This is a genomic window from Roseateles koreensis (assembly GCF_028595305.1).
Classification (GTDB): domain Bacteria; phylum Pseudomonadota; class Gammaproteobacteria; order Burkholderiales; family Burkholderiaceae_C; genus Paucibacter_A; species Paucibacter_A koreensis.
In genome coordinates, this window is the sequence record NZ_JAQQXS010000003.1 from 287,221 (window position 1) to 308,295 (window position 21,075).

A 21,075-nucleotide genomic window follows, 5' to 3' on the forward strand; every position below is an offset into this window, starting at 1 on the left:
TTCGCCTCGGCAATCGCATCGAGGCAGCCCTTCAGGGCGCATAGAGTCCACCTCGCCAAGCATGGCGACGGTGGATTTTTTGTGTCTGCGCGTTGTATCTGCGGTCGACGAATGCGTTGGGTGCGTCGCTCTTGTGCCACCCCGCACGCTGGTCTGAACTGCCCGCCGTCTTCGTGCGCTACTCGAGATCGTCAACGCGCTCCTCTCGCAACGCCAGGCCTTGGCCTCTGTCATAGGTAAACCCCTTGTTGTGGTTAGTTTGTTCGTCGAGCAAACTAATGTCGGCCGAATTGCAGCAAGCTGTGCTTCGAGTTGACAAAAATAGGGGGGCAGCGATGTTGACGCGAAGGGCATTCAAGGCGGCCTTGGCTGGGGCACTCGTCGCGCAAGGGTCGGACGCGCATGCGGTGACTCGTGCCGCGAATCGTGCGCACCCGGTGGGCTCGTCCGGTGTTGGTCTGGAGGGTCAGCGGCGGGCTGACCTCGGCCGGGGGCGTTATCTCAATCCCATCGTGTCCGGGGATCACGCGGACCCGACGGTGTTGAAGGACGGCGCGAACTACTACATGACGTTCTCGTCTTTCCAGTCTTGCCCAGGTGCCGTGATCTGGCATTCGCAGGACTTGGTGAGTTGGGCGCCCATCGTGGCGGCGCTCCAGGTGCCAATTGGCAGCGTCTGGGCGATGGACCTGATCAAGCACGAAGGACGCTATTACCTGTATATCCCAGTCCTGGCGGATGCTGGCACCGGCATTTATGTCGTCTACGCGGATGACATTCGCGGCCCCTGGAGCGCACCAATCGATTTACACGTTCTCGGCTGCATTGATCCTGGGCATGTGGTCGGTGAAGACGGGCGACGCTACTTGTTTGTCAACGGCGGAAGGCGTGTGCGACTGAGTGCCGATGGGCTGGCCACCGACGGCCCCGTGGAGTCAGGCGCTTGGCAGCCCTGGCAATATCCGGCGGACTGGGTGGTTGAAATGTTTGCGCCCGAGGGGCCCAAATTGTTTCGCCGGGGGGAATGGTTTTATCTGGTGTCGGCGGTTGGTGGCACGGCTGGCCCGCCGACAAGCCATATGGTCACGGCGGCGCGTGCACGATCCGTGCATGGGCCCTGGGAGCATTGCCCGCAGAACCCGATTGTCAGAACGCAAGATGCCAACGAGCCTTGGTGGTCGCGCGGCCATGCCAGCGTGGTCGAAGGCCCGGGCGGCGATTGGTGGATGGTCTATCACGGCTACGAGAACGGCATGCGAACCTTGGGTCGACAGACGCTGCTGGAGCCGATCGAATGGACGGTGGACGGCTGGTTTCGGGCCCGTGGCGGCCGACTGGACAAGCCCTTGCCCAAGCCCAAGGGCGGGATGGCCGGCCCTGCCGGCGTGCCTTTGTCCGATGCGTTTACCGGGCCGCGGCTGGGGCTTCAGTGGGGCTTTCACGCCGCCGGTAGGGACGAGGCGGCGCGGGTGCGATTCGACGGTGACGGGCTTTTGCTGGAAGGCAAGGGCCGCGCATTCGGCGATTGCTCTCCCTTGACATGCATCGTGGGTGATCGAAGTTATGAGGTCGCCGCTGAATTCGAGATCCAGGGCGGCGTTCATGGCGACTTTCACTGCGGTCTGGGTGTCTTCTACAACGAGAGGGGTTATGCCGGCATCGCTTTCAGCCGCTCCCAGATGTTGACTTATGGCTACGGAGATGAGCAGCGCTGGATGCGCGAAGAGATGGCGGTCTCAAAGGTCAACATCCGCATGCTCAACCGTGAAAACGTCTTGACCTTTCACTATTCGGTCAACGGACAACCGTGGAAACAACATGCATGGCAGATGGAAGTCTCAGGCATGCATCACAACGTTTTTGGCGGCTTTCTCAGCTTGAAGGCGGCCCTGTTCAGTGCCGGTGTGGGTGAGGTGCGTATTCGAAATTTTGTATATCGGGGGCTCCAGTCATGAATGGATTTAGACCCTGGCGCCGCCGCGAGCTGCTGTCGGCGGCAACTGTGTTTGCGCTTGCTAACGACAATAGCTTTGCGGCCCGGAGCCGGCGCGAGATCGCGTTGGACCTGACCCAGGCCACCCGGCCGATGGACCGTTTTTTTGACCACTGCGTCGGGTCGGACTACCCGGGTACGCTCTATCGCGAAGATTCGCTGGCGCAACTGAAGGAGGCTGTGGCGGAGCTAGGATTTCGCTACTTGCGCTTTCACGCGATCTTTCACGATGTCTTCAAGACCGTGCGGCAAGAGGGCAATGGGCAACTGGTCTTTGACTTTACAGGCATAGACAAGCTTTATGACGCGATGCTGGCGCTCCGCATCCGCCCCTTTGTCGAACTTGGGTTCACGCCCCAGGCCTTGGCAACGTCGAATGCCAAGATTTTTTACTGGGCTGGCGGAACGTCGCATCCCGAGCCTGAAGGCTGGCAGCAACTGATCGACGCCTTCACCCGGCACCTGCTGCAGCGCTACGGCGCGGCGGAGGTGCGTCAGTGGTATTTCGAGGTTTGGAACGAGCCCAATCTCGACGGTTTTTGGGAGGGGGCTGACCGTCAGGCATATTTTGAGCTTTACTCGCGCACTGCCAAAACGATGAAGGCGATCGATCCGCACCTGCGCCTTGGTGGGCCCTCGACGGCCGGGGCCGCCTGGGTGCCGGAGTTTCTGGCCCACGCCAAAGCGACCGATACGCCGGTGGACTTCATCACCACGCACACTTATGGCGTGGACCATGGCTTTCTTGACGAGTTCGGTGTGGATGACCGTCAGTTGTCACCGTCGCCGGACGCCATCGTGGGCGATGTACGTCGGGTTCGCGCGGCGATTCAGGCGTCGCACCTGCCGGGGCTGCCGCTGTTCTTTACTGAGTGGAGCACCAGTTACAACCCGCGTGACAAAGTTCATGACAGCTATATGAGCGCCGCCTACGTGCTGACCAAGCTCAAGCAGACGCAGGGGCTGGCTCAGTCGATGAGCTACTGGACTTTCAGTGACTTGTTTGAAGAGCCCGGGCCTCCGGATGCCGCTTTCCATGGTGGTTTCGGCATGATGACCCGTGATGGCATTCGCAAGCCGATCTGGTTTGCCTACAAATACCTGGCGGCCTTGTTGGCGCGGGAAATTCCAACCCATGACCCGTACTGTTGGGCCAGCACAGACGGTGGCAGTGTGCGGGCTGTTCTATGGGATTGGCGCAACCCGGATCAGAAGGTCAGCAATCGCCCGTTTTTTGGCTCGCTTCAACCCGCCCGCGACGTGGGTACGGTGTCCATCCGTTTGCAGGGGCTGCAAGCCGGCCGCTATCGGCTTGAATGGCATCGCGTGGGTTACAACGCCAATGACGCCCAATCCGCCTATCTGCAGATGGGGGCGCCGAAGGACCTTGACGTTACACAACTGCAGCAGTTGCAGGCGCTCACCATGGATGTGCCGGAGTCGCAACGAGAACTCCAGGTCACAAAGGCGGGCGCCTTGACGCTGACCATCGATTTGCGCAGTCATGACGTGCTTCAACTGCGACTGGACAGGCTGGCGGGATAGCTCAGGCATGGCGCAGCATGTGTTGTGCCGCGCGCCGATTCTTAGCGTACTGTCTCAGTTTCGATAAGAGTTGACGATCTTGTTCATCTCGCCAGATCTCTTGAAGTTGTCCAACTCGGCATTCATTTTTTCAATGAAATCAGCCTTGAAGGTCGCAGCCGATGTGGCGCTGTAAGCAATGTGCGCGGTCTGTTCGGCGAGTCGAACCACTTCGCTGATTTTCACGTCGGCAAACGCCGGGTCAGCGTGTAGCTTTCTGAGTGAGTACAAGATGGAGTCGCGGTCGTTCGCATAGCAATGGATGTGGTTGGACGCCAGCATCCGCAGGTTGCGTTCGTTGCCTTTGACCTCACTCATGACGAACTTGCCGTTCTTCGCGGCCTCGGTGAAACCTTCTGAAAGCATGAACCCCGCATTCACGCCGATCGTCAGGCCCGCAAAGTCGTCAGGAAATTTCATGACCGCTGACTTGATGGCATCCTGCCGGCAGAAGATCACAACCTCTTCTGTATACAGCGGCACGGAGTACGCTTGGATGAAGTGGCGGCTCTTGTTGATGTAGGGTGGAAACAGCGCAAACGATGCCCCTGTTTTCAGCTCCAACAAGCCGCGCCGCCAGTTGATGGACTTCAACTCGATTTCATAGGCTGGTTTGAGCCTTTCGGCCACGACGCGCAGCGCGTCGACGTAGATGCCCTTGAAGTGACCGGCTTCAAGATACGAGTAGGGCGCATAGTCTTCGTCCCCATAGATGACGACTTTTTCGGCGGCGCGAGATGCCACGGCCAGCCAGGGCGCCACGACAAGCACAAGCCATGCAATGGATTTCATAGCGTATTTTGAGGCGACTATCGACCTGATGCGTTGACTCCTACGTTTGTAAACGACTTTTTGTTTGGCGGGTGAAGTGCTTGTTACCGATGGACCGAGATAGTTTCGTGGCCCGCGCCTTTCGGCGTTATATCGCAAGCATTTGGCACCCCTTGGGGCAGTACCCTGGCCCAAGTTTCCAATGACCGGCTGGCATTGTGGAGCGCCCAATACAAACGGTATGGGGATGCGCAAGCGTTGTCTGCTCAGTAGGAGATGTTCGATCTAGGTTGCCGTTTGGCAACCTCTCTGTTACTTGGGCAGTAAACGCCCTGCACCGCCGGAGGCGGCAATGGCGGCGTCAATGCGCCCCAACAGCCTGGGTGACATTGCCTTGTTGCACATCAGATAGGAAGCTTGGCCGACCACGTCCGCAAATACGGTGGCGTCCAATGGACTTGTTGGATTCTCGGTTCGAAAGGCCTCAAACAGGTCCTGGGGCAATAAGGTGAAGTCACCCCGATTTTGCGTCAGCATGCGTAGAACCTGGCCTGCAGGCACGCTGGGGCGCTCCACATGGCCTCGCAGCTTTGCGATCATCCCGTCGATCTGGTTACCAAGAGAGAGACCGCCGGCGAATAATGCGCGCAAATCGGTCTTCTGCGTAAAGTCGTTAAGCGTATGGAACTGCCTGACCGCACCCGTCACTTCCGGGCGGCTGACCACCACCCATGGCAAATCCAGGAAAATCGCCTGCGAAAAAACAAATAGGGCTTCTCGCTCTTTCGTCTTGTAAACGCCGATGGAACACGCAGGATTTCCATATTGCAGCGTTTCCTGATCCCGGCGTTTGAGCGGCATCTCGATAAATCTTGCATGAACCCCGGCCCGTGCCAACACCAACTGGGCTTTGTCATACAGCGGCCCTCCAATGCGCCCGTCGCCATTTGGAGATTTCTCGCTCTCGACCAAAGGGGGACGATTGCTGAAGTGAATGGTCAACTCCGCCTGTTCCTCACCCACCGGGCCAGTGCCCGCATGGCCTGCTGGTAAAAAAATCAATAGCGCCGCCGCTGCGACACCTCGCCACCGTCTTCGCACAGAATCAACGTTGCCAGCGGAAGGTGTATCTACCCCAAGGCGTTGTGAAATGGCCTGGCTGAACGATTCTTGCATGCGCCGATTCTGCCCCATCAAATCGAGCGATCTACAAGCTGGGTAACTCTGGAGACACCCTCCAACGCCTGTTTGTTGGACGACGTGAATCGTCAATCGCGAACACCGTATTTTTCTTGAATCGCAGATAGCTCACCACTGCCGCGCATGCGTTGAACGGCTTGCTCAATGCGAGTCGCCAATTTTGGCTCAGTTTTCCTCGAGACCACGATGCAAACATCTTCGCGATTGAATCGAGTAGGGATCAGTTTGATTCGTCCCTCCAGCCCATCTTTATGGAGTTGCTTGCGCAATACCGTGCCGCCGTAATAAACAAAACGGACGCGGCCCTTGAGCAGTTTTTTCAATGTGTTCTCGACCGACACCGCCCCGTCATCAACGACCAGTCCTCCGAGCGCTTTCAACTGTTCAACATAGGCTGAGCCTCTCGGCACGCCGACTACACCCGCACCGCCTAGCGTTCGAATTTCATCAAACGTCTGGATTTCTATGGGGTCATCGCCCCTAACAGCCAGTTGCGTGAATTGCCGGTACAAGGGCGCAGAAAGTACGACATATTTTTCTTGACGAGCTTGATTGCGAACCAACCCAAAGAACACATCCAATGAGCCCGCCTCAAGTTCCAAATCAATGCGGCTCACAGGGCGCAACACCTCTTGTCCAACGAATTTCAAGGCCGGATCAATGCGTTCAATCGCTCGCATCACTTCGATACTCAACCCAGGGGCTGCGGCATTGTCAGGATCAAATTTGATGAGATTTTCTGACTGTCCGCTCGTTCTGATCAACGGTGTGTCGTCAAGCCCGAGGGCGAAACACGAAAACGCGCCCAAGCACAGGCAGATCCAAACTACCAATCGACGCGCGCAGCTGCGGTGAAAATCATCGGCCCTCGCGAGTGAATGTGTGTAGGGAGAAATTGGATCCATGGCCCGATGCTGTGTAGTTCCGAATTTCCTACAAAAATACTACACATAAAGCGATCATTGTGCTGAGATTGCCTGAGCTTGTTTGGGACTAAAAATCCTTCTAATTCATTGCAGTTAATAGGGTTTTTATTGGCTTGGGGCATTCTGAGGCGCCCCAAAACCCTATTCGATATTCTGAACCTGCTCCCGCAGTTGCTCCACCGCCACCTTCATTTCCACCGAGATATTGGTCAGCTCCAGGGCTGCCGCCTTGGAGCCCAGGGTGTTGGCCTCGCGGTGCAGTTCTTGTATCAGGAAGTCCAGGCGCTTGCCGATTTCGCCGCCCTTTTTGAGCAGGCGGGCGATTTCTTCGAGGTGGGCGCGCAGGCGGGCCAATTCTTCGGCCACGTCGATGCGGATGGCGTAGGCGGCGGCCTCGTTCAGGGCGCGTTCACGCAGGTTTTCTTCAGGGATGGTTTGCCCGGCGCCGGTGGTGACCAGGGCCTCCTGCCAGCGCTCCAGAAAGCGTTGCTGCTGGCGCTGCACGATGGCGGGCAGCAGGGGCTCGGCGGCGTCGGCCAGCTTGCGCAGGTGCTTGACGCGTTCCATCAGGATGGCCACCAGCTTTTCGCCCTCGCGCTCGCGCGCTTCGAGCAAGCCTTGCACGCAGTTGCGCGCGGCTTCCATGGCGGGCTCGTCCAGGCGCTCGGTGGCGTTGCCGCCGCCTTTGCACCACTGCAAGGCTTCATGAACGGAGAGCGGTTGGGCTTTGGGCAGCCAGCTTTGCACGGTGCTTTCCAGGCGTGAGAGTTTGTTCAACTGGTCCGGCTGCGGTTGGGGCCAGTTGCCCTCGTTCTCGCGCTGGGTGTTGATGCGCAACTCGACCTTGCCGCGTTTAAGCTTGGCGGTGAGCAACTCGCGCAGGGCCGGCTCCAGGCTGCGCAGGTCTTCCGGCATGCGAAATCCCAGATCCAGAAAGCGCCCGTTGACGGACCGAATCTCGACGCTGACCGACGTGGTGCCGGTGCTGGGGGGGGCTTGTTCACTGGGGGAAGCGGACTGCGAGCTGGTGCTGGCATATCCGGTCATGCTGTAGACTGGCATCTAGCGTCCGGTGTAGAAATAAAAGTCGATTATGTCAAAGCCGAAACCGGCCCCACTGCCTGCAGGAACCGTGGTCGGGGGCTACCAGATCATCAAGCGCTTGGCAGCCGGTGGATTCGGCGTCGTTTATCTGGCCGAAGACCCCGAACGCCATCTTGTCGCCCTGAAAGAATACCTGCCTTCCAGCTTGGCTGAACGCTCGCCGGGCGAGTTGACGCCGCGCGTCAAACCCGAAAAACAGCCGCTGTACCGCCTGGGCTTGAAGAGCTTTTTCGAAGAAGGGCGCTCGCTGGCGCAGATCTCTCATCCCAGTGTGGTTTCGGTGCTGAACTTTCTGCGCGAGAACGAAACCGTCTACATGGTGATGAACTATCTGCAGGGCGACACGCTGCAGGATTTCATCGTGACGGCGCGCGACCTCAAACGCGACAAGGTGTTCCGCGAGTCCACCATTCGCAGCCTCTTTGACGAGATTTTGCGTGGCCTGCGTATCGTGCATCAGCACAAGATGCTGCACCTCGACATCAAGCCGGCCAATATCTTCATCACCAATGAAAACAAGGCCGTGTTGCTCGACTTTGGCGCCGCACGCGAGGTTTTGAGCAAAGAGGGCAACTTCATCCGACCCATGTACACCCCCGGCTTTGCTGCGCCCGAGATGTACCGCCGGGACGGTGCGTTAGGCCCCTGGACCGACATTTACGCGATCGGTGCGTGCATCTATGCTTGCATGCAAGGTTATCCGCCTAACGACGCACCTCAGCGGCTTGAAAAAGACCGGTTGGCGCTGAGCCTTTCGCGCTTGCGCAATGTCTACTCCGACAACCTGATCGAGGTGACGGAGTGGTGCATGTCTCTCGATCCCTTGGCGCGGCCACAAAGCGTTTTTGCGCTGCAAAAAGAACTGGCCCGCGAAACCGAACGCCGCTATACCAAGCTGACCTTCAGCGAGCGTCTCAAGTTGCAGCTGGAGAACCTCAAGACCGGGGCCAAGGCGTGAGGTTCAGCACCTATCAGGTCAGCCGCAAGGGCGGCCGTGAGAAGAACGAAGACCGCATGGGCTACTGCTATACGCGGGAAGCTGGCTTGTTCGCGCTGGCCGACGGCATGGGTGGGCACCCCGAGGGAGAAGTGGCCGCGCAACTGGCCTTGCAAACCTTGGCGGCGATGTTTCAACGCGAGGCCGCGCCCGCTTTGGCGAGCCCTGAACAGTTTTTGCAAGACGCCATTCAAATTGCGCACCAGCAGTTGCTGCGTTATGGCGCCCAAAAAGGGCTGACCGACACCCCGCGCACCACGGTGATTGCCTGCATCATTCAAGGGCGGACGGCCTATTGGGCGCATTGCGGCGACTCCCGGCTTTATATGCTGCGCGCAGGCAAGTTGGTGATGCGCACACGTGACCACTCCTACCTGGAACTGCAGGCTGCGTTGGGGCGCAGCCCGCAACCGGGCGAGACCTTCAATCGAAACGTGTTGTTCACCTGCCTGGGCAGCCCCGGCCGGCCCATGATTGACAGTTTCGGGCCGCTGCAACTGGAGCCAGGCGACCGCCTGATGCTGTGCTCCGACGGGCTGTGGGGGACGGTGTCCGATGAAGCCATCACTCTTCAACTGGCCACCCGGTCCATCACCGACGCGGTGCCTGAGTTGGTGGAGCATGCGCTGCGCAATGGCGGCCCGCGTTGCGACAATGTCACCGTCTTGGCGGTGGAGTGGGAAGGGGTGGGTGAACCTGAAGTCGATTCGACCCAGGGTTTGAGCGATCAGGGCTTTGCGTCCACCATTCAGAGCCTGGGCTTCGGCAACGAGCGCCACTTTGAAATGGATGAGGCGGAAATTCAACGCTCGGTGCGAGAAGTTCAAGACGCCATCAAGCAAGCCCACGAGCGCGGCAAGCCGCCGGCACCGGCCAAGCCTAAAAACTGAGGAATTCCATGACTGTTGAAACTTCTGCGCCGGGCACTTTTGTGCGTTCGGCGGGTCGTGCCGCCGATGCGTTGCGTCCCGTGCGAATTACGCGCCACTACACCTGCCATGCTGAGGGTTCGGTGTTGATCGAATTTGGCGGCACCAAGGTGCTGTGCACCGCGTCTGTTGAAGAAAAAGTGCCGCCGCACAAACGCGGCTCCGGCGAAGGGTGGGTCACCGCCGAATACGGCATGCTGCCCCGTGCCACGCACACTCGCAGCGACCGCGAAGCGGCACGCGGCAAGCAGTCGGGCCGCACGCAGGAGATTCAACGCTTGATCGGGCGTTCTTTGCGTTGCGTCTTCGATCTGGGTGTGCTGGGTGAGCGCACCATCGCGCTGGACTGTGATGTGCTGCAGGCCGATGGCGGCACGCGCACGGCGGCCATCACGGGCGCCTACGTGGCGGCGCACGACGCAGTGACGTGGTTGTTGTCGCAAGGCAAGATCAGCCAGTCGCCCATCAAAGGCGCCGTGGCTGCGATCTCCGTTGGCCTTGTGAACGGCGTGCCTTTGCTTGACCTGGAGTACACCGAAGACGCAGGCTGCGACACCGACATGAACGTGGTGATGACGGCCGCCGGTGGCATGGTTGAACTGCAGGGCACGGCCGAGGGTACAGCCTTCACGCGACCAGAAATGAACGCGCTGCTGAACCTCGCGGAAAAAGGCATTGGCGAATTGCTGGTGGCGCAACGCGCTGCCTTGGGGCTTTGATTGATGGGCACGACGACTCGATTGGTGCTTGCGTCCAACAATGCCAAGAAGCTGGCTGAGCTGCAACAGTTGTTTGCGCCGCTGGGCGTGACCCTGGTCACCCAGGGCTCACTGGGCATTGCCGAAGCGGAGGAGCCCTTTGGCAGTTTTGTCGAAAACGCCTTGGTCAAGGCGCGTCATGCGGCACGTTTGAGTGGCCTGCCTGCCTTGGCCGACGATTCGGGCTTGGCGGTTGAGGCCTTGAATGGCGCGCCTGGCGTCTTGTCTGCGCGTTATGCCAGCTTGTTCGGCCGCCCAAAGTCGGATGCCGAAAACAACCGCGCATTGCTTGAGCAGTTGCAACCTTTCGCCGCGCCCTCGCAGCGTGCCGCTCGTTTTGTTTGTGCCCTGGTGGCCGTGCGCAGCACCACCGACCCGGAACCCTTGATTGCCATGGGCCGCTGGCAGGGCCAGATCTTGTCCGCGCAAGTGGGTGAGGGCGGCTTTGGCTACGATCCCTTGATGTTCATCCCTAGCTTGGGCCGCAGTGTGGCCGAGTTGAGTGCGGCGGAAAAAAATGCCCTGAGCCATCGTGCCTTGGCCGCGGCCGATCTGGTGGCTCAGATGCGTGAGGTTTGGCATCTTGGCTGAGTTGCTGCATTTGATGCGGCCCGGCACGCTGAGCTTGGCCGCCTTGCCCCCCTTGTCGCTTTATGTGCACCTGCCCTGGTGCCTGCGCAAGTGTCCGTACTGCGACTTCAACTCGCACGAAATCCAGGGTCAGGAAAAGTCCCTGCCGGTGGACACTGCGCGTGCCTATTTGGCGGCTTTGCGGGCCGATCTCGAAGCGGCCTTGCCGCTGATCTGGGGCCGGCCGGTGGTCAGCATCTTCATCGGCGGCGGCACGCCCAGCCTGTTTGCTCCGGCGCAGATTGCCGAGTTGGTCTCGGACATCCGTGCCCGCTTGCCGTTGGAAGCCGCATGCGAGATCACGCTCGAAGCCAACCCGGGCACTTTTGAGCGCGATCGTTTCAAGGGTTTTCGGGACGCCGGCGTGACCCGCTTGTCCATTGGGGTGCAGAGTTTTGACGACCGCAAGCTCAAGGCCTTGGGGCGCGTACATAACGGCGAGCAGGCACGGGCAGCCATTGCGGAGGCCGCGGGCTCATTTGATACCTTCAACATCGACTTGATGTATGCGCTACCGCAGCAGACCTTGGCCGAACTGGATATCGAATTGCAGACGGCTTTGGCCTTCAAGCCGCCGCATCTGTCGGTCTATCACTTGACCATCGAGCCCAATACGCGCTTTGCGATTGCGCCACCTGCCGCTTTGCCGGATGCGGATTTGGCGAGCGACATGCTGGACCTGATCACGCTGCGTACTGGCGAGGCCGGGTTGGATCGGTACGAGGTGTCTGCCTTCGCCCGCGCGGGCCACCGCTGCACGCACAACCAAAACTATTGGCAATTCGGCGACTACCTGGGTATTGGTGCTGGCGCGCACAGCAAGTTGAGCTTTCCGCACCGGGTGTTGCGGCAGGTGCGTTGGCGCGAGCCTGCCGCCTATATGGCCAAGGCCGGTGAGGGCGCCGCGGTGTCGAATGAGAACGAGGTGGGGCGCGCTGAGCTGCCCTTCGAGTTCATGCTCAATGCCTTGCGTTTGCGCGATGGCGTGCCGCTCAGCCAGTTTCTGGAGCGAACCGGCTTGCCGCCCTCCAGCATTGCAAAAGCCATGGCGGCGGGGCGGCAGAAGGGCTTGTTGCAGGCTGACCCTTCACGCGTGGCGGCCACGGCGCGGGGCTTTGATTTTTTGAGCGATCTGCAGGCCTTGTTCCTGGCCGATTGATTCCGCCTGCGTGCTTGCTTGGCTGGCCGCTTGCGGGTGCTCTTAAGTCGTTTCCATCACGTACAGGCTGAGTTGTTCATGTTTGGCGTGGCGCTTGGCGCTGGCTGCAGCCGTGGCCACTTCTTCAACCCGCTGCAGGCTGCCCGGCTTGATGCGCACCACACCGATGCTGAGGGTGGTGCAGGGGTGGAAGCGCAGGTCACCGTGGCGGTCTTCGGCCATGATGCCGCCGGCCTGCAGCGCAGCGGCATCGAAGAGGTTGCGGGCCAAGGCGTTGAAGCGTTCGATGATCTGTTCACAGCGTTGCTCCCAATCGTCACTCTGGAATAGCATGACAAAGTCGTCGCCGCCCACATGCCCCAGAAAATCGCGTTGCGTGTCGCAGTGCATGCTGCTGACCCGGGCGACCAGGCGAATCATCTCGTCGCCGCGCCAATAGCCGTACTCGTCGTTGAACGGCTTGAAATGGTTCAGGTCGGCGTAGGCGGCCACGAATTCACGCCCGCTCGACAGCAGCCGGCCAATGTGCTGGCTGATCGGGATATTGCCCGGCAAAAAGGTCAGCGGGTTGGCGTGGCGGGCGGCCTCGATGCGTGCTTCTGTTACGGAGCGGACCAATTGCTCCCCCGTCCCCAGCCCCAAGTAACGCCCCTCACGGGTGATGATGAAGCCTTCGCGCAGATAGCGTTGGTCGGCTGAGGTTAAGACGGTGGTGAGCGCCTCGATCCCGGTGTCGGCGTCCACGACCAGCGGTGTAGGGTTGGCGAACAAGGTGCAGGGCCGGCGGCCGTACAGGTCGAGGAAAAAGGGCTTGGCCCAGCGGTTCAAAAATTGCGCGCGGTCCACCAGAGCAACCGGATGTTGGTGCTCGTCCAGCACTGCGACGGCGTGCAGTTGCTCGTTGTCGTCAAACAGGCGAAACAGTTGCTCGTGCGTGGTGTCCTGGCTGACGGTCACGGCTTCCATGATCAGGCGCTCGGCGGTGACACCGTTGCTCGACGCACGTCGCAGCTCGGGCAGCACGGCAATGTCGCTGCTGGCCAGCACGTCACGCGCGGCGGGCAGCACTTCGAGCTGACCTTGTGGATTGGGGCGCCCCAGAAACCAGCCCTGGCCGAAGCTAACGCCAAGATCTCGCAGCACGCGCAGCTCCTCGGCATTTTCGATACCTTCTGCCACCAACTGGGCGCCAAAGGTTTCGGCCAATTGCAGCAGGGCGCGAAAGGTCTGCAGCTTTTCGGCGTGGGCCGGCAAATCGTGGGTGAAGTATTTGTCGATCTTGACCAGGTCGGGCTGAATCTCTGACCACAGGCGCAGCGAAGATCTCCCGTCGCCAAAGTCGTCCAGCGCAATGCCCACACCCTGGCGGCGCAAGCCCACAATGGTTTGGCGCAGGATTTCGATGTCGGTGACACGCTCGTGCTCCGTCAATTCGATCACGATGCGGTCCAAGGGCAGCCCCAGCCGCTCGTTGAGCAGGGTGTTGCAGTCGCCGTGGTTGTCGTGGCCGCTTTGCGCCACGGCGCTGGCCAAAGCGGCTGCGCTCATATTGATCAGCAGCTTGCCGGGCAAGGCTTGGTGGCGCCAGTCTTGCAGCGCTTGGCGGGCGCAGCAGATTTCAAGTTCAACGCTCAAGCCCTCCCGCCGGCCTGCGGCGAAGAGGGCATCGGGGTACTCAAGTGCACTGCCTTTGGGGCCCCGAACCAACGCTTCGTAGCCGTAGATCAAGCCTGAATCGAGTTGGGCGATGGGCTGAAACATCGTGCTCAGCAGGCCTTGTTGAATCAGGGCTTGCACGCGCAAGGGTGCCGTTCGCTCAGTCGTTCGCTCCGCTATGCGGCCTCCTGAGCCGGTCAATTGGCTTGGGACGTTAGGCGTGCCGTGGGCGCCCATCGCGCTTTGAGCAGAATGCGCGTGCTGCGCAGTGGGAAGCAGGGTGGCGGTGTTCATGCCATCATGCTGCAGGACGTCAATGACAGGCCCAAGAAAACTGCCCTGCCGACGGTCAAAGGCAGGGCGGGCGTTAAAAAGTGCAGGCTTTGCTGTTGCGGGCCCGCCGCATCAAACCCGGTTCATGGACATGCCCGCGGTGCTTCTCAGCCGCTCGATCAGGCGGGGCGCAATTTGCTGAAGGGGCAGCACTTCGTCGGCCGCACCGGCGGCGATGGCTTCTCGCGGCATGCCGAAGACCACACAGGTGGCCTCATCTTGCACAAAGTTGTAGGCGCCGGCGTCTTTCATCACACGCATGGCCTTGGCGCCATCAGCGCCCATGCCCGTGAGCATGATGCCCAAGGCGTTGGGGCCGACGATCCGTGCGGCCGAGTTGAACAACACTTCGACCGAGGGTTTGTGGCGGTTCACGGGATCGCCGTCCTGGACGCGTGCGATGTAGTTGGCGCCGGAGCGTTCAACGCTGAGATGAAAACCTCCCGGCGCGATGTAGCCGTGGCCGGGCAAAATGCGTTCACCGTCTTGCGCTTCTTTGACGCGGATGCGGCACAGACCGTCCAGCCGCGCGGCATAGCTGCGGGTGAAGCCCGGCGGCATGTGCTGGGTGATGACAACGGCGGGGCAATCTGCGGGCAAGTTGACCAGCACGTCTTTGGTGGCCTCGGTGCCACCGGTTGACGCGCCGATGAAGATGATCTTCTCGGTGGACAAACGCCCCAGGCTGGCCATGGTGATGGGCTTGGCCGGCGCTGCGGGTGGGGCACCGGGTGCAGGCGCCGCAGGCGCGTGGCTGCGGCGAATGTGTGCCTTGGAGGCGATGCGGATTTTGTCGGTGATGTCGTCGGCCAAAAGGCGAATACCGTCAGCCACGCCGATCTTGGGTTTAGCAACGAAATCCACGGCCCCCAACTCCAGCGCTTTGAGCGTCACCTCGGCACCGCGCTCGGTCAGGGTCGACACCATCACCACGGGCATGGGACGCAGGCGCATCAGGCGGGACAAAAAGTCCAGCCCATCCATGCGCGGCATCTCGATGTCGAGTGTGATGACGTCGGGGTTGAGGTTGCGGATCATCTCGCGTGCCACCAGCGGGTCAGCGGCGGCGCCGATGCACTCCATATCACTTTGGCGATTGATGATCTCGGTCAGGATGCTACGGACCAGGGCCGAATCATCGACCACAACTACTTTTGTTTTTGCCATTTCGTTAATCTCCGGGCGCGGCGTCTTGATTCTCAGAACAGGTCGACAGAGCCGCCTGTGGCCACCACGGGCTGCGCCTTCTGCGCGGCAGCGCGGTCTTGTTGAACGAGGGCATCTGTGTTGGTGGGGGCGAGGCGTTTGACCATGGCCTTGCCACTGTGGGGCAGGAAGCAGACCTTGCGTGGGTACACGTCCATCACGTCTTTGGAGACGATAGGAATACGCTCCGTCTTTAAATAGTCGATCACGAAGTTGGTGTTTCTTTCGCCGACGTTGATGGTGTTCATGCCCGCGATGACCGCGCCACCACCAAAGATCTTGGCTTCCATACGGCTCTTGGAGGCACCGCGTTTCATCATTTCGTTGATCAGCAATTCCATTGCAAACGAGCCGTAACGGCCCGAATCGCCGGCACCATCCGGCAGCATGAAGTGGTTCATGCCGCCGATTTGGGCATGGCGATCCCACAAGCAGGCGGCAATGCACGAACCCAGGGTGGTCATGACCAGCAGGTCTTCAGAGTCGACAAAGTACTCGCCAGGCAAGATCTTGACGGCCGCATTTTTGAAGTGCGCGTCATAGAAAAAGAAAGAGGCTTCGCCGGGTTTGCGGTGCACTGACTTCAGTTGCGCAACGCGGGCCGCCCCTGCTGAACTGGAAGACAAGGCGCTGGCGCTCGAAGCGGCGGCACCGATTCCTGGGGAAGCGGGGGAATTGCTCATGGGTTTCTATCGGCCTCGCGTTGACTGTCTTTAGGGGATGTTCCCGATTCGGTGGCGAAGGGTGTCAAACTCGTTCATAAATCGTTTTACCGCGTAGGCGAAACAGGTCGCGTGACTCGGTGAAATTTTCTGAATGCCCGACAAATAGCAGGCCATGGGGGCGCATTTCGCGGTGGATGCCTTCCAGCACCTTGCGCTGGGTTGGGGCGTCGAAATAAATCATGACGTTGCGGCAGAACACCATGTGGAAAGGCTCGCCCAGCGACCACTGCCGGTCCATGAGGTTCAGCGTGCGGAATTCGATTCCGCGCTGCAATTCAGGTTTGACGCGAATGCGCCCGGCATTGGCGCCCGTTCCGCGCAGGAAGAAGTTTTTCAACCGCGTTGCGTCAAGGCCGCGTGCGTCGGCGTTGTAGACCCCGCGGCGGCAGGCGTTCAAGACGTTGGTGTCGATGTCGCTGGCGGTGATTGAGACGTTGGCATTGGCACCAAGCGCCTCCCGGCAGGTCATGGCGATGGAATAAGGCTCTTCACCTGTCGAAGCCGCACAACACCAGATGCGCACCGATTTGCCGACGAAAGGCTTGAGGTCATCTGCCAAGGCGTGGAAATGGTGCTCTTCACGGAAGAAAGAGGTCAGGTTGGTGGTCAGGCAGTTAACAAATTCCTGCCATTCTGAAGTGGCTTGCGCCCCGGTGGTGGAGTCCAGCCATTGCAGGTAGCTGGCAAAGGACTTGTGGCCGGTATCGCGCAGTCGACGCGAGAGACGGCTGTACACCATCGCATGCTTGCCTTCATGCAGGCTGATGCCAGCATGCTTGTAAATCAGTTCTCGAACCCGATCAAAATCAGTCTTGCTGAAGCTGAACTCGTGGTCGACGGTGTCGCCGCTGGAAGCACTGGTAACAGCTGACATAAGGGATCTCGGTTGGTCTCTCTAGGCCATGGCGCTGGACGAGGTGGTCGCAGCATCAAGACCGCCAGTGTGTATTTCGATTGTCTTCCAGCATAGGCTAAACAAGGCTTGCATTGGCCCCTTGTTTCAATCTGCGCCCTCGGGAACCCCCTGATAGACTGCGGTCGCATAAAGCTTGGACTACCTTGAATTCCACCCCCCCCCCCGCAATGCTGGATCCACGTCAACTGAGACTTGACTTGGCGCTGAAGCTGCTCTCGCAGGCCGGTGCCCGGTTGCCGGACAACGAACCCTACAGCCAGGCCTGGCTGCAGGATGTTGTTGACGCACTGTGCGACCTCTCCAGCAAAGACGCCCTGACCGGGCTGGTCAATCGACGCAGCTTCGAGATGGCCTTGTCTCGCGAGGTCGACCGGGTGGCGCGCTCCGGCGAGCCCGCGCTGCTACTGGTCGTCGATATCGACCATTTCAAAGCCGTCAACGACACCTATGGGCACGCGGCAGGCGACTTGGTGATCAAAGCAGTGGCGTCGGCTTTGAACCAAGGGGTCCGACCCATGGACACGGTTGCCCGGGTGGGCGGCGAAGAATTTGCCATCGTGCTACCCAGTTGCCCCGCCAGCTTTGGCGTCATGGTGGCCGAACGCATGCGCGAGCGTGTGTCTGAACTTCAAGTCGAAGTGGCTCCTGGTCAGGTGTTGGCCGTAACGATCAGCCTGGGCGGTGCTTTCGCCCCGCAGTGGGTGCGTTCCTCGTCTTTGCTGTGGATGGAGCGGGCGGATCGCCAGCTCTACCGCGCCAAGGCCGAGGGGAGAAATCGGGCTTGCCTGGAAGTGCAGGTCGAATCCTTGGTCAGTGCCGAGGAAAAAGGCATGTTGTTTGCAGTAACGCAACAGGAAAGCGAATGAGTACGAGCACAGATCCTGCTGCATCATCCCAGGCGAGCCAGTCCGGCACGAGCCCGACTGCGCGACCGGCTTCGGGCCGGGCGGGCGGCGCCCGAACCCTGGCGGTCACCAGCGGTAAAGGCGGCGTTGGCAAGACATTTGTGACGGCCAATCTGGCTGCCGCTTTAGCGGCTCGCGGACAAAAAGTGTTGGTGCTTGACGCCGACCTGGGTTTGGCCAATCTGGATGTGGTGTTGAATCTGCACCCTAAATTGACCTTGCATGACGTCTTCACGGACAAGGCCACGCTTGAGCAGGCAATTTTGCCGGCACCGGGCGGCTTTCATGTGCTCTTGGCGGGTTCCGGCATGGTGGAGTATTCGCGGCTGACGCCCGAAGTCCGGGACCGCCTGCTGGAGATTGTCGAGACCGTGCGGCCCCGTTTTGACTGGATTTTGCTGGACACGGGCGCCGGCATTTCCGACGTTGTTTTGTTCGCAGTGTCCTTGGCCACCCAAGTTTTGGTGGTGGCCACTCCCGAGCCCACTTCATTGACCGATGCCTATGCCACCATCAAGGTGCTAGCCACACAGCAAGGTCGCCGCGAGGTCGGCTTGGTGGTCAATCAAGCCAGCAGGGTGGGCGAGGGCAAGTTGATCTGCGGCCAGTTGCAGCAGGTTTTGCAACGTTTTGTGGGCCCGCAGCCTGGACAAACCTTTCGCCTTGATCTGATGGGCGAGGTGAAGATGGACAGCGTGGTGCGTCAGGCCGTGCTCAAGCGTCAACTGGTGCTGGAGAATTTTCCGGGCTCGGATGCGGCCCAATGCATCAAAGCCCTCGCCAACAAACTGCTGGAAAAATGACCGAGGCGACACACATCACTCCTGCGACACCCGCAACATCCGAGCGCCCCGCAACGGCCTTTGATTGGGTGGGCGGTGAGGATGCCGTTCGCCGTTTGGTGGATCGTTTCTACGATTTGATGGACCTGGAGCCCGCATTTGCCGTACTGCGCAGCCTGCATCCCAGTACGTTGGAAGGCTCGCGCGACAAACTGCATTGGTTTCTCTGCGGCTGGCTGGGCGGCCCCGACCATTTTGTCGAACGATTTGGACACCCGCGTTTGCGCGCCCGGCATTTGCCGTTTCGCATCGGCATCAAGGAGCGCGATCAGTGGCTGGCCTGCATGCATCAGGCCATGACGGAGTGCGCGCTGGATCCCTCGCTTCAACAGCGGCTTAACGAGTCATTCGCCGGCACTGCGGATTGGATGCGCAACGTTTGAGCGGCCTGGCGATCTGACTGGACCAGCCGATCTGGCCGGGCTAGCGGTCTTTCTGTGCTTGCTGCAGCAAGACCATCAGCGCACCGCAGCCGCCGTCACTGGCGCGGGCCTGCACGAAAGCCAAAACCTCCTGTTTTTGCACCAACCAGCGGCGTACTTTGGTTTTCAGCACCGGCTCCCGTCCGGGTGAGCCATTGCCTTTGCCGTGCACGACACGCACACAGCGCAAGCCACGGCGAGCACTGTCCTGTACAAAATTGCCCAAGGCCTCTCGGGCTTGGTCGCGGCGCAAGCCGTGCAAGTCCAATTGCGCCTGCAGCGCCCAGTGGCCGCGTCTGAGTTTGCGCACGGCCTCCTCCGGAATTTCAGGTCGGCGGAAGGACAGGGTGTCGTCGGTCTCCAGCAAGGACTCGACATCAAAATCATCCGACAGGGCTTGCAACAGCACCTGCCGTTCATCGGCTTCGCGCTGCAAAGGCTGCGCGACGGGTTTGGGCAAGGCATGGACGGCGCGATGCGTTGGGTTCAAGGGCATCACCGCGCCCACGCTCAGCTCAAAAATGCAGCGTTCTTGCTCGGCAAGGCGGGCGGCGGCGGCGGCGCGCTCGCGGCGTTCTTCCTCCAACCGCCTGTTGAGTGCCAGCTCGCGCTGCAGTTGCTTGAGGTCTTGCAGGCTGTTCAACCGCTTGGGCGCGGGGGGGCGCGCGGGTGTTGATGGCGCGGTTGTGGATACCGAGCCGGCCGCTTGGGGTTTCATATCAACCCCCGTTCGGCCATTGAAATGACGGTGTCGCCGCCCACCACCAGATGGTCCAGCACGCGCATGTCGACCAGCGCGAGCGCATTCTTCAGCGCTTGGGTCAGCAACGCATCCGACTGTGAGGGCTCGGCCATTCCTGAGGGGTGATTGTGGGCCAGGATCACGGCCGCTGCGCCCAGCTCCAACCCGCGTTTAGCCACTTCGCGGGGGTAGACCGACGTTTGGGTCAACGTGCCGCGAAACATCTCCTCCATGGCGATCAGGCGGTGCCCAGCGTCCAGAAACAGCACGGCAAACACCTCGTGCGCCCGGCTGGCAAGGTGCAACTGCAGGAAATGCTTGACGGCTTGCGGGTCGGTGAAGACCTCGCGCTCTTGCAGGCGTTGCGCCATGGCACGACGGGCCAACTCCAGCACAGCGACAATCTCGGCGCGCTTGGCCGGGCCCAGGCCTTTGACGCGCCTGAGGTCATCGGCGGTAGCATGCAGCAGTCCGGCTATTCCTCCAAAACCGCCCAAGAGATTGTCCGGCTGAGGTGAGGCACTATCATTTTTGAGTTGAAGTAATTCCTCCGCCATTTGCAGCACCCCCTTGCCTTGAATGCCTGTACGCAGCAATATCGCGAGCAATTCGATATCACTGAGTGCACCGGGGCCGCGGGAGAGCAGCTTCTCACGCGGGCGTGCCTCGGCGGGGATGTCTTTGATGGGCATGGGAATGAGGTTGGGCAGATTCAGGTTTTTTGGCTTCGGAATTGAAGTCAGTTTATCGGGACACGGATGAGTTCAACAATTCCCCCGGGACTCTTGCTCATTGACGCCAGAATTTGGCAAAACTCAGCATCTACCCGTGGATTCAAAGCGCGGCTCGCGTTGGCAATCCACATTGGCTCCAATGCCGCGTTTATTGCCGTCCAGATCGTCGGTCTGAATTTTTGGAGCCGAACCAAAGCGGAAAACGCGACTGATCAACTGGCTGCGTGACGGCGACCATTCGAGTACGCTCAACTCCATGCAATGAAACGCCGACTTGTGAGTCGGGTATGCCGCGGCGGACCAAGCCGCTCGCGAACGGCAGTTTTGCTGCGACCCAAATTGTTGTCGAACATGGCAGGGGAAACGTCGCAATGGTATGCCCAACAGCGTCGATATTCGAATTTGAAAGGTTCTGCAAAACAAACGGGCGACACAGTAGGTGAAGCGCGTCCCAGTTCCGCGACTTTGGTTACAGTCGCCCAATGGCAACCAATGTCAGTAATACCAAGCCGTCGCAGTCTTGGAATCCCTCCAGTCTCATGG

Annotated in this window: 20 protein-coding genes; 10 read left to right on the plus strand and 10 right to left on the minus strand. The window is 60.1% G+C overall.

Going from position 1 to position 21,075, the window contains the following annotated elements:
* Positions 1–335: 335 nt before the first annotated feature.
* On the plus strand, positions 336–1,955 hold the full coding sequence (locus PRZ01_RS04775; protein ID WP_273595613.1) for a family 43 glycosylhydrolase: 1,620 nt from the start codon (positions 336–338) through the stop codon (positions 1,953–1,955).
* Complete coding sequence (locus PRZ01_RS04780) at positions 1,952–3,538, plus strand: GH39 family glycosyl hydrolase (RefSeq protein ID WP_273595614.1); 1,587 nt, start codon at positions 1,952–1,954, stop codon at positions 3,536–3,538. The genes PRZ01_RS04775 and PRZ01_RS04780 overlap by 4 nt, the downstream gene beginning before the upstream one ends.
* Before the next feature lie 54 nt (positions 3,539–3,592).
* Here the strand turns inward: PRZ01_RS04780 and PRZ01_RS04785 are convergent, their stop codons facing one another.
* From PRZ01_RS04785 to PRZ01_RS04800, 4 genes are all read right to left on the minus strand, one after another.
* Positions 3,593–4,507 (minus strand): substrate-binding periplasmic protein, encoded by a 915-nt coding sequence (locus PRZ01_RS04785; RefSeq protein ID WP_273595615.1) that lies wholly within the window; start codon positions 4,505–4,507, stop codon positions 3,593–3,595.
* Positions 4,508–4,660: 153 nt separating this feature from the next.
* On the minus strand, positions 4,661–5,524 hold the full coding sequence (locus PRZ01_RS04790; RefSeq protein ID WP_273595616.1) for a type 2 periplasmic-binding domain-containing protein: 864 nt from the start codon (positions 5,522–5,524) through the stop codon (positions 4,661–4,663).
* Between the two features lie 92 nt (positions 5,525–5,616).
* A complete protein-coding gene (locus PRZ01_RS04795; RefSeq protein WP_273595617.1) occupies positions 5,617–6,453 on the minus strand; it encodes a substrate-binding periplasmic protein in 837 nt (278 codons plus the stop codon).
* Between the two features lie 162 nt (positions 6,454–6,615).
* Positions 6,616–7,521, minus strand: a complete 906-nt coding sequence (locus tag PRZ01_RS04800; protein ID WP_338111453.1) for a YicC/YloC family endoribonuclease — start codon at positions 7,519–7,521, stop codon at positions 6,616–6,618.
* 46 nt (positions 7,522–7,567) lie between these two features.
* Here PRZ01_RS04800 and PRZ01_RS04805 point away from each other — a divergent pair, with 46 nt between their 5' ends.
* The 5 genes from PRZ01_RS04805 to hemW are packed head-to-tail and all read left to right on the plus strand — an operon-like array spanning position 7,568 to position 12,051.
* Positions 7,568–8,536 (plus strand): serine/threonine protein kinase, encoded by a 969-nt coding sequence (locus PRZ01_RS04805; protein ID WP_273595619.1) that lies wholly within the window; start codon positions 7,568–7,570, stop codon positions 8,534–8,536.
* Positions 8,533–9,465, plus strand: a complete 933-nt coding sequence (locus PRZ01_RS04810) for a PP2C family protein-serine/threonine phosphatase (protein ID WP_273595620.1) — start codon at positions 8,533–8,535, stop codon at positions 9,463–9,465. The genes PRZ01_RS04805 and PRZ01_RS04810 overlap by 4 nt, the downstream gene beginning before the upstream one ends.
* Positions 9,466–9,473: 8 nt before the next feature.
* Positions 9,474–10,223, plus strand: coding sequence for a ribonuclease PH (rph, locus tag PRZ01_RS04815; protein WP_273595621.1), 750 nt, complete (start codon positions 9,474–9,476; stop codon positions 10,221–10,223).
* Positions 10,224–10,226: 3 nt separating this feature from the next.
* Positions 10,227–10,853 (plus strand): RdgB/HAM1 family non-canonical purine NTP pyrophosphatase, encoded by a 627-nt coding sequence (rdgB, locus tag PRZ01_RS04820; RefSeq protein ID WP_273595622.1) that lies wholly within the window; start codon positions 10,227–10,229, stop codon positions 10,851–10,853.
* Between the two features lie 13 nt (positions 10,854–10,866).
* The gene (gene hemW / locus PRZ01_RS04825; protein WP_273595668.1) at positions 10,867–12,051 is read left to right on the plus strand and encodes a radical SAM family heme chaperone HemW; all 1,185 of its coding nucleotides are present in this window, start codon (positions 10,867–10,869) and stop codon (positions 12,049–12,051) included.
* Positions 12,052–12,093: 42 nt separating this feature from the next.
* Here hemW and PRZ01_RS04830 read toward each other — a convergent pair whose 3' ends face one another.
* The 4 genes from PRZ01_RS04830 to PRZ01_RS04845 all read right to left on the minus strand — a co-directional run bounded on the left by PRZ01_RS04830 (position 12,094) and on the right by PRZ01_RS04845 (position 16,845).
* On the minus strand, positions 12,094–14,001 hold the full coding sequence (locus PRZ01_RS04830) for a GGDEF domain-containing protein (protein ID WP_273595623.1): 1,908 nt from the start codon (positions 13,999–14,001) through the stop codon (positions 12,094–12,096).
* 111 nt (positions 14,002–14,112) lie between these two features.
* Positions 14,113–15,207, minus strand: coding sequence for a protein-glutamate methylesterase/protein-glutamine glutaminase (locus PRZ01_RS04835; protein WP_273595624.1), 1,095 nt, complete (start codon positions 15,205–15,207; stop codon positions 14,113–14,115).
* Between the two features lie 32 nt (positions 15,208–15,239).
* Positions 15,240–15,929, minus strand: a complete 690-nt coding sequence (cheD, locus tag PRZ01_RS04840) for a chemoreceptor glutamine deamidase CheD (protein WP_273595625.1) — start codon at positions 15,927–15,929, stop codon at positions 15,240–15,242.
* A gap of 64 nt (positions 15,930–15,993) precedes the next feature.
* The gene (locus tag PRZ01_RS04845; protein WP_273595626.1) at positions 15,994–16,845 is read right to left on the minus strand and encodes a CheR family methyltransferase; all 852 of its coding nucleotides are present in this window, start codon (positions 16,843–16,845) and stop codon (positions 15,994–15,996) included.
* A 209-nt stretch (positions 16,846–17,054) separates the two neighbouring features.
* Between PRZ01_RS04845 and PRZ01_RS04850 the strand changes: the two genes are divergently transcribed.
* From PRZ01_RS04850 to PRZ01_RS04860, 3 genes are read left to right on the plus strand one after another with little or no spacing between them, the layout of a single operon-like run.
* On the plus strand, positions 17,055–17,753 hold the full coding sequence (locus PRZ01_RS04850; RefSeq protein WP_273595627.1) for a GGDEF domain-containing protein: 699 nt from the start codon (positions 17,055–17,057) through the stop codon (positions 17,751–17,753).
* A complete protein-coding gene (locus PRZ01_RS04855) occupies positions 17,750–18,595 on the plus strand; it encodes a MinD/ParA family protein (protein ID WP_273595628.1) in 846 nt (281 codons plus the stop codon). The genes PRZ01_RS04850 and PRZ01_RS04855 overlap by 4 nt, the downstream gene beginning before the upstream one ends.
* Complete coding sequence (locus PRZ01_RS04860) at positions 18,592–19,017, plus strand: group II truncated hemoglobin (protein WP_273595629.1); 426 nt, start codon at positions 18,592–18,594, stop codon at positions 19,015–19,017. The genes PRZ01_RS04855 and PRZ01_RS04860 overlap by 4 nt, the downstream gene beginning before the upstream one ends.
* Before the next feature lie 40 nt (positions 19,018–19,057).
* Here the strand turns inward: PRZ01_RS04860 and PRZ01_RS04865 are convergent, their stop codons facing one another.
* Positions 19,058–19,774, minus strand: a complete 717-nt coding sequence (locus tag PRZ01_RS04865; protein ID WP_273595630.1) for a Smr/MutS family protein — start codon at positions 19,772–19,774, stop codon at positions 19,058–19,060.
* A complete protein-coding gene (gene radC / locus PRZ01_RS04870; RefSeq protein ID WP_273595631.1) occupies positions 19,771–20,490 on the minus strand; it encodes a RadC family protein in 720 nt (239 codons plus the stop codon). The genes PRZ01_RS04865 and radC overlap by 4 nt, the downstream gene beginning before the upstream one ends.
* Between the last annotated feature and the right edge of the window lie 585 nt (positions 20,491–21,075).

Excerpts from the sequence above, each read along its gene's own strand:
- PRZ01_RS04835 (WP_273595624.1), bottom strand. The coding sequence starts at position 15,207 with ATGGCAAAAACAAAAGTAGTTGTGGTCGATGATTCGGCCCTGGTCCGT.
- cheD (WP_273595625.1), bottom strand. The coding sequence starts at position 15,929 with ATGAGCAATTCCCCCGCTTCCCCAGGAATCGGTGCCGCCGCTTCGAGC.
- PRZ01_RS04865 (WP_273595630.1), bottom strand. The coding sequence starts at position 19,774 with ATGAAACCCCAAGCGGCCGGCTCGGTATCCACAACCGCGCCATCAACA.
- PRZ01_RS04860 (WP_273595629.1), top strand. The coding sequence starts at position 18,592 with ATGACCGAGGCGACACACATCACTCCTGCGACACCCGCAACATCCGAG.
- PRZ01_RS04775 (WP_273595613.1), top strand. The coding sequence starts at position 336 with ATGTTGACGCGAAGGGCATTCAAGGCGGCCTTGGCTGGGGCACTCGTC.
- rph (WP_273595621.1), top strand. The coding sequence starts at position 9,474 with ATGACTGTTGAAACTTCTGCGCCGGGCACTTTTGTGCGTTCGGCGGGT.
- PRZ01_RS04800 (WP_338111453.1), bottom strand. The coding sequence starts at position 7,521 with ATGACCGGATATGCCAGCACCAGCTCGCAGTCCGCTTCCCCCAGTGAA.
- PRZ01_RS04790 (WP_273595616.1), bottom strand. The coding sequence starts at position 5,524 with ATGCAAGAATCGTTCAGCCAGGCCATTTCACAACGCCTTGGGGTAGAT.
- PRZ01_RS04795 (WP_273595617.1), bottom strand. The coding sequence starts at position 6,453 with ATGGATCCAATTTCTCCCTACACACATTCACTCGCGAGGGCCGATGAT.
- hemW (WP_273595668.1), top strand. The coding sequence starts at position 10,867 with ATGCGGCCCGGCACGCTGAGCTTGGCCGCCTTGCCCCCCTTGTCGCTT.
- PRZ01_RS04855 (WP_273595628.1), top strand. The coding sequence starts at position 17,750 with ATGAGTACGAGCACAGATCCTGCTGCATCATCCCAGGCGAGCCAGTCC.
- PRZ01_RS04830 (WP_273595623.1), bottom strand. The coding sequence starts at position 14,001 with ATGAACACCGCCACCCTGCTTCCCACTGCGCAGCACGCGCATTCTGCT.
- PRZ01_RS04805 (WP_273595619.1), top strand. The coding sequence starts at position 7,568 with ATGTCAAAGCCGAAACCGGCCCCACTGCCTGCAGGAACCGTGGTCGGG.
- radC (WP_273595631.1), bottom strand. The coding sequence starts at position 20,490 with ATGCCCATCAAAGACATCCCCGCCGAGGCACGCCCGCGTGAGAAGCTG.
- PRZ01_RS04850 (WP_273595627.1), top strand. The coding sequence starts at position 17,055 with ATGCTGGATCCACGTCAACTGAGACTTGACTTGGCGCTGAAGCTGCTC.
- PRZ01_RS04780 (WP_273595614.1), top strand. The coding sequence starts at position 1,952 with ATGAATGGATTTAGACCCTGGCGCCGCCGCGAGCTGCTGTCGGCGGCA.
- rdgB (WP_273595622.1), top strand. The coding sequence starts at position 10,227 with ATGGGCACGACGACTCGATTGGTGCTTGCGTCCAACAATGCCAAGAAG.
- PRZ01_RS04845 (WP_273595626.1), bottom strand. The coding sequence starts at position 16,845 with ATGTCAGCTGTTACCAGTGCTTCCAGCGGCGACACCGTCGACCACGAG.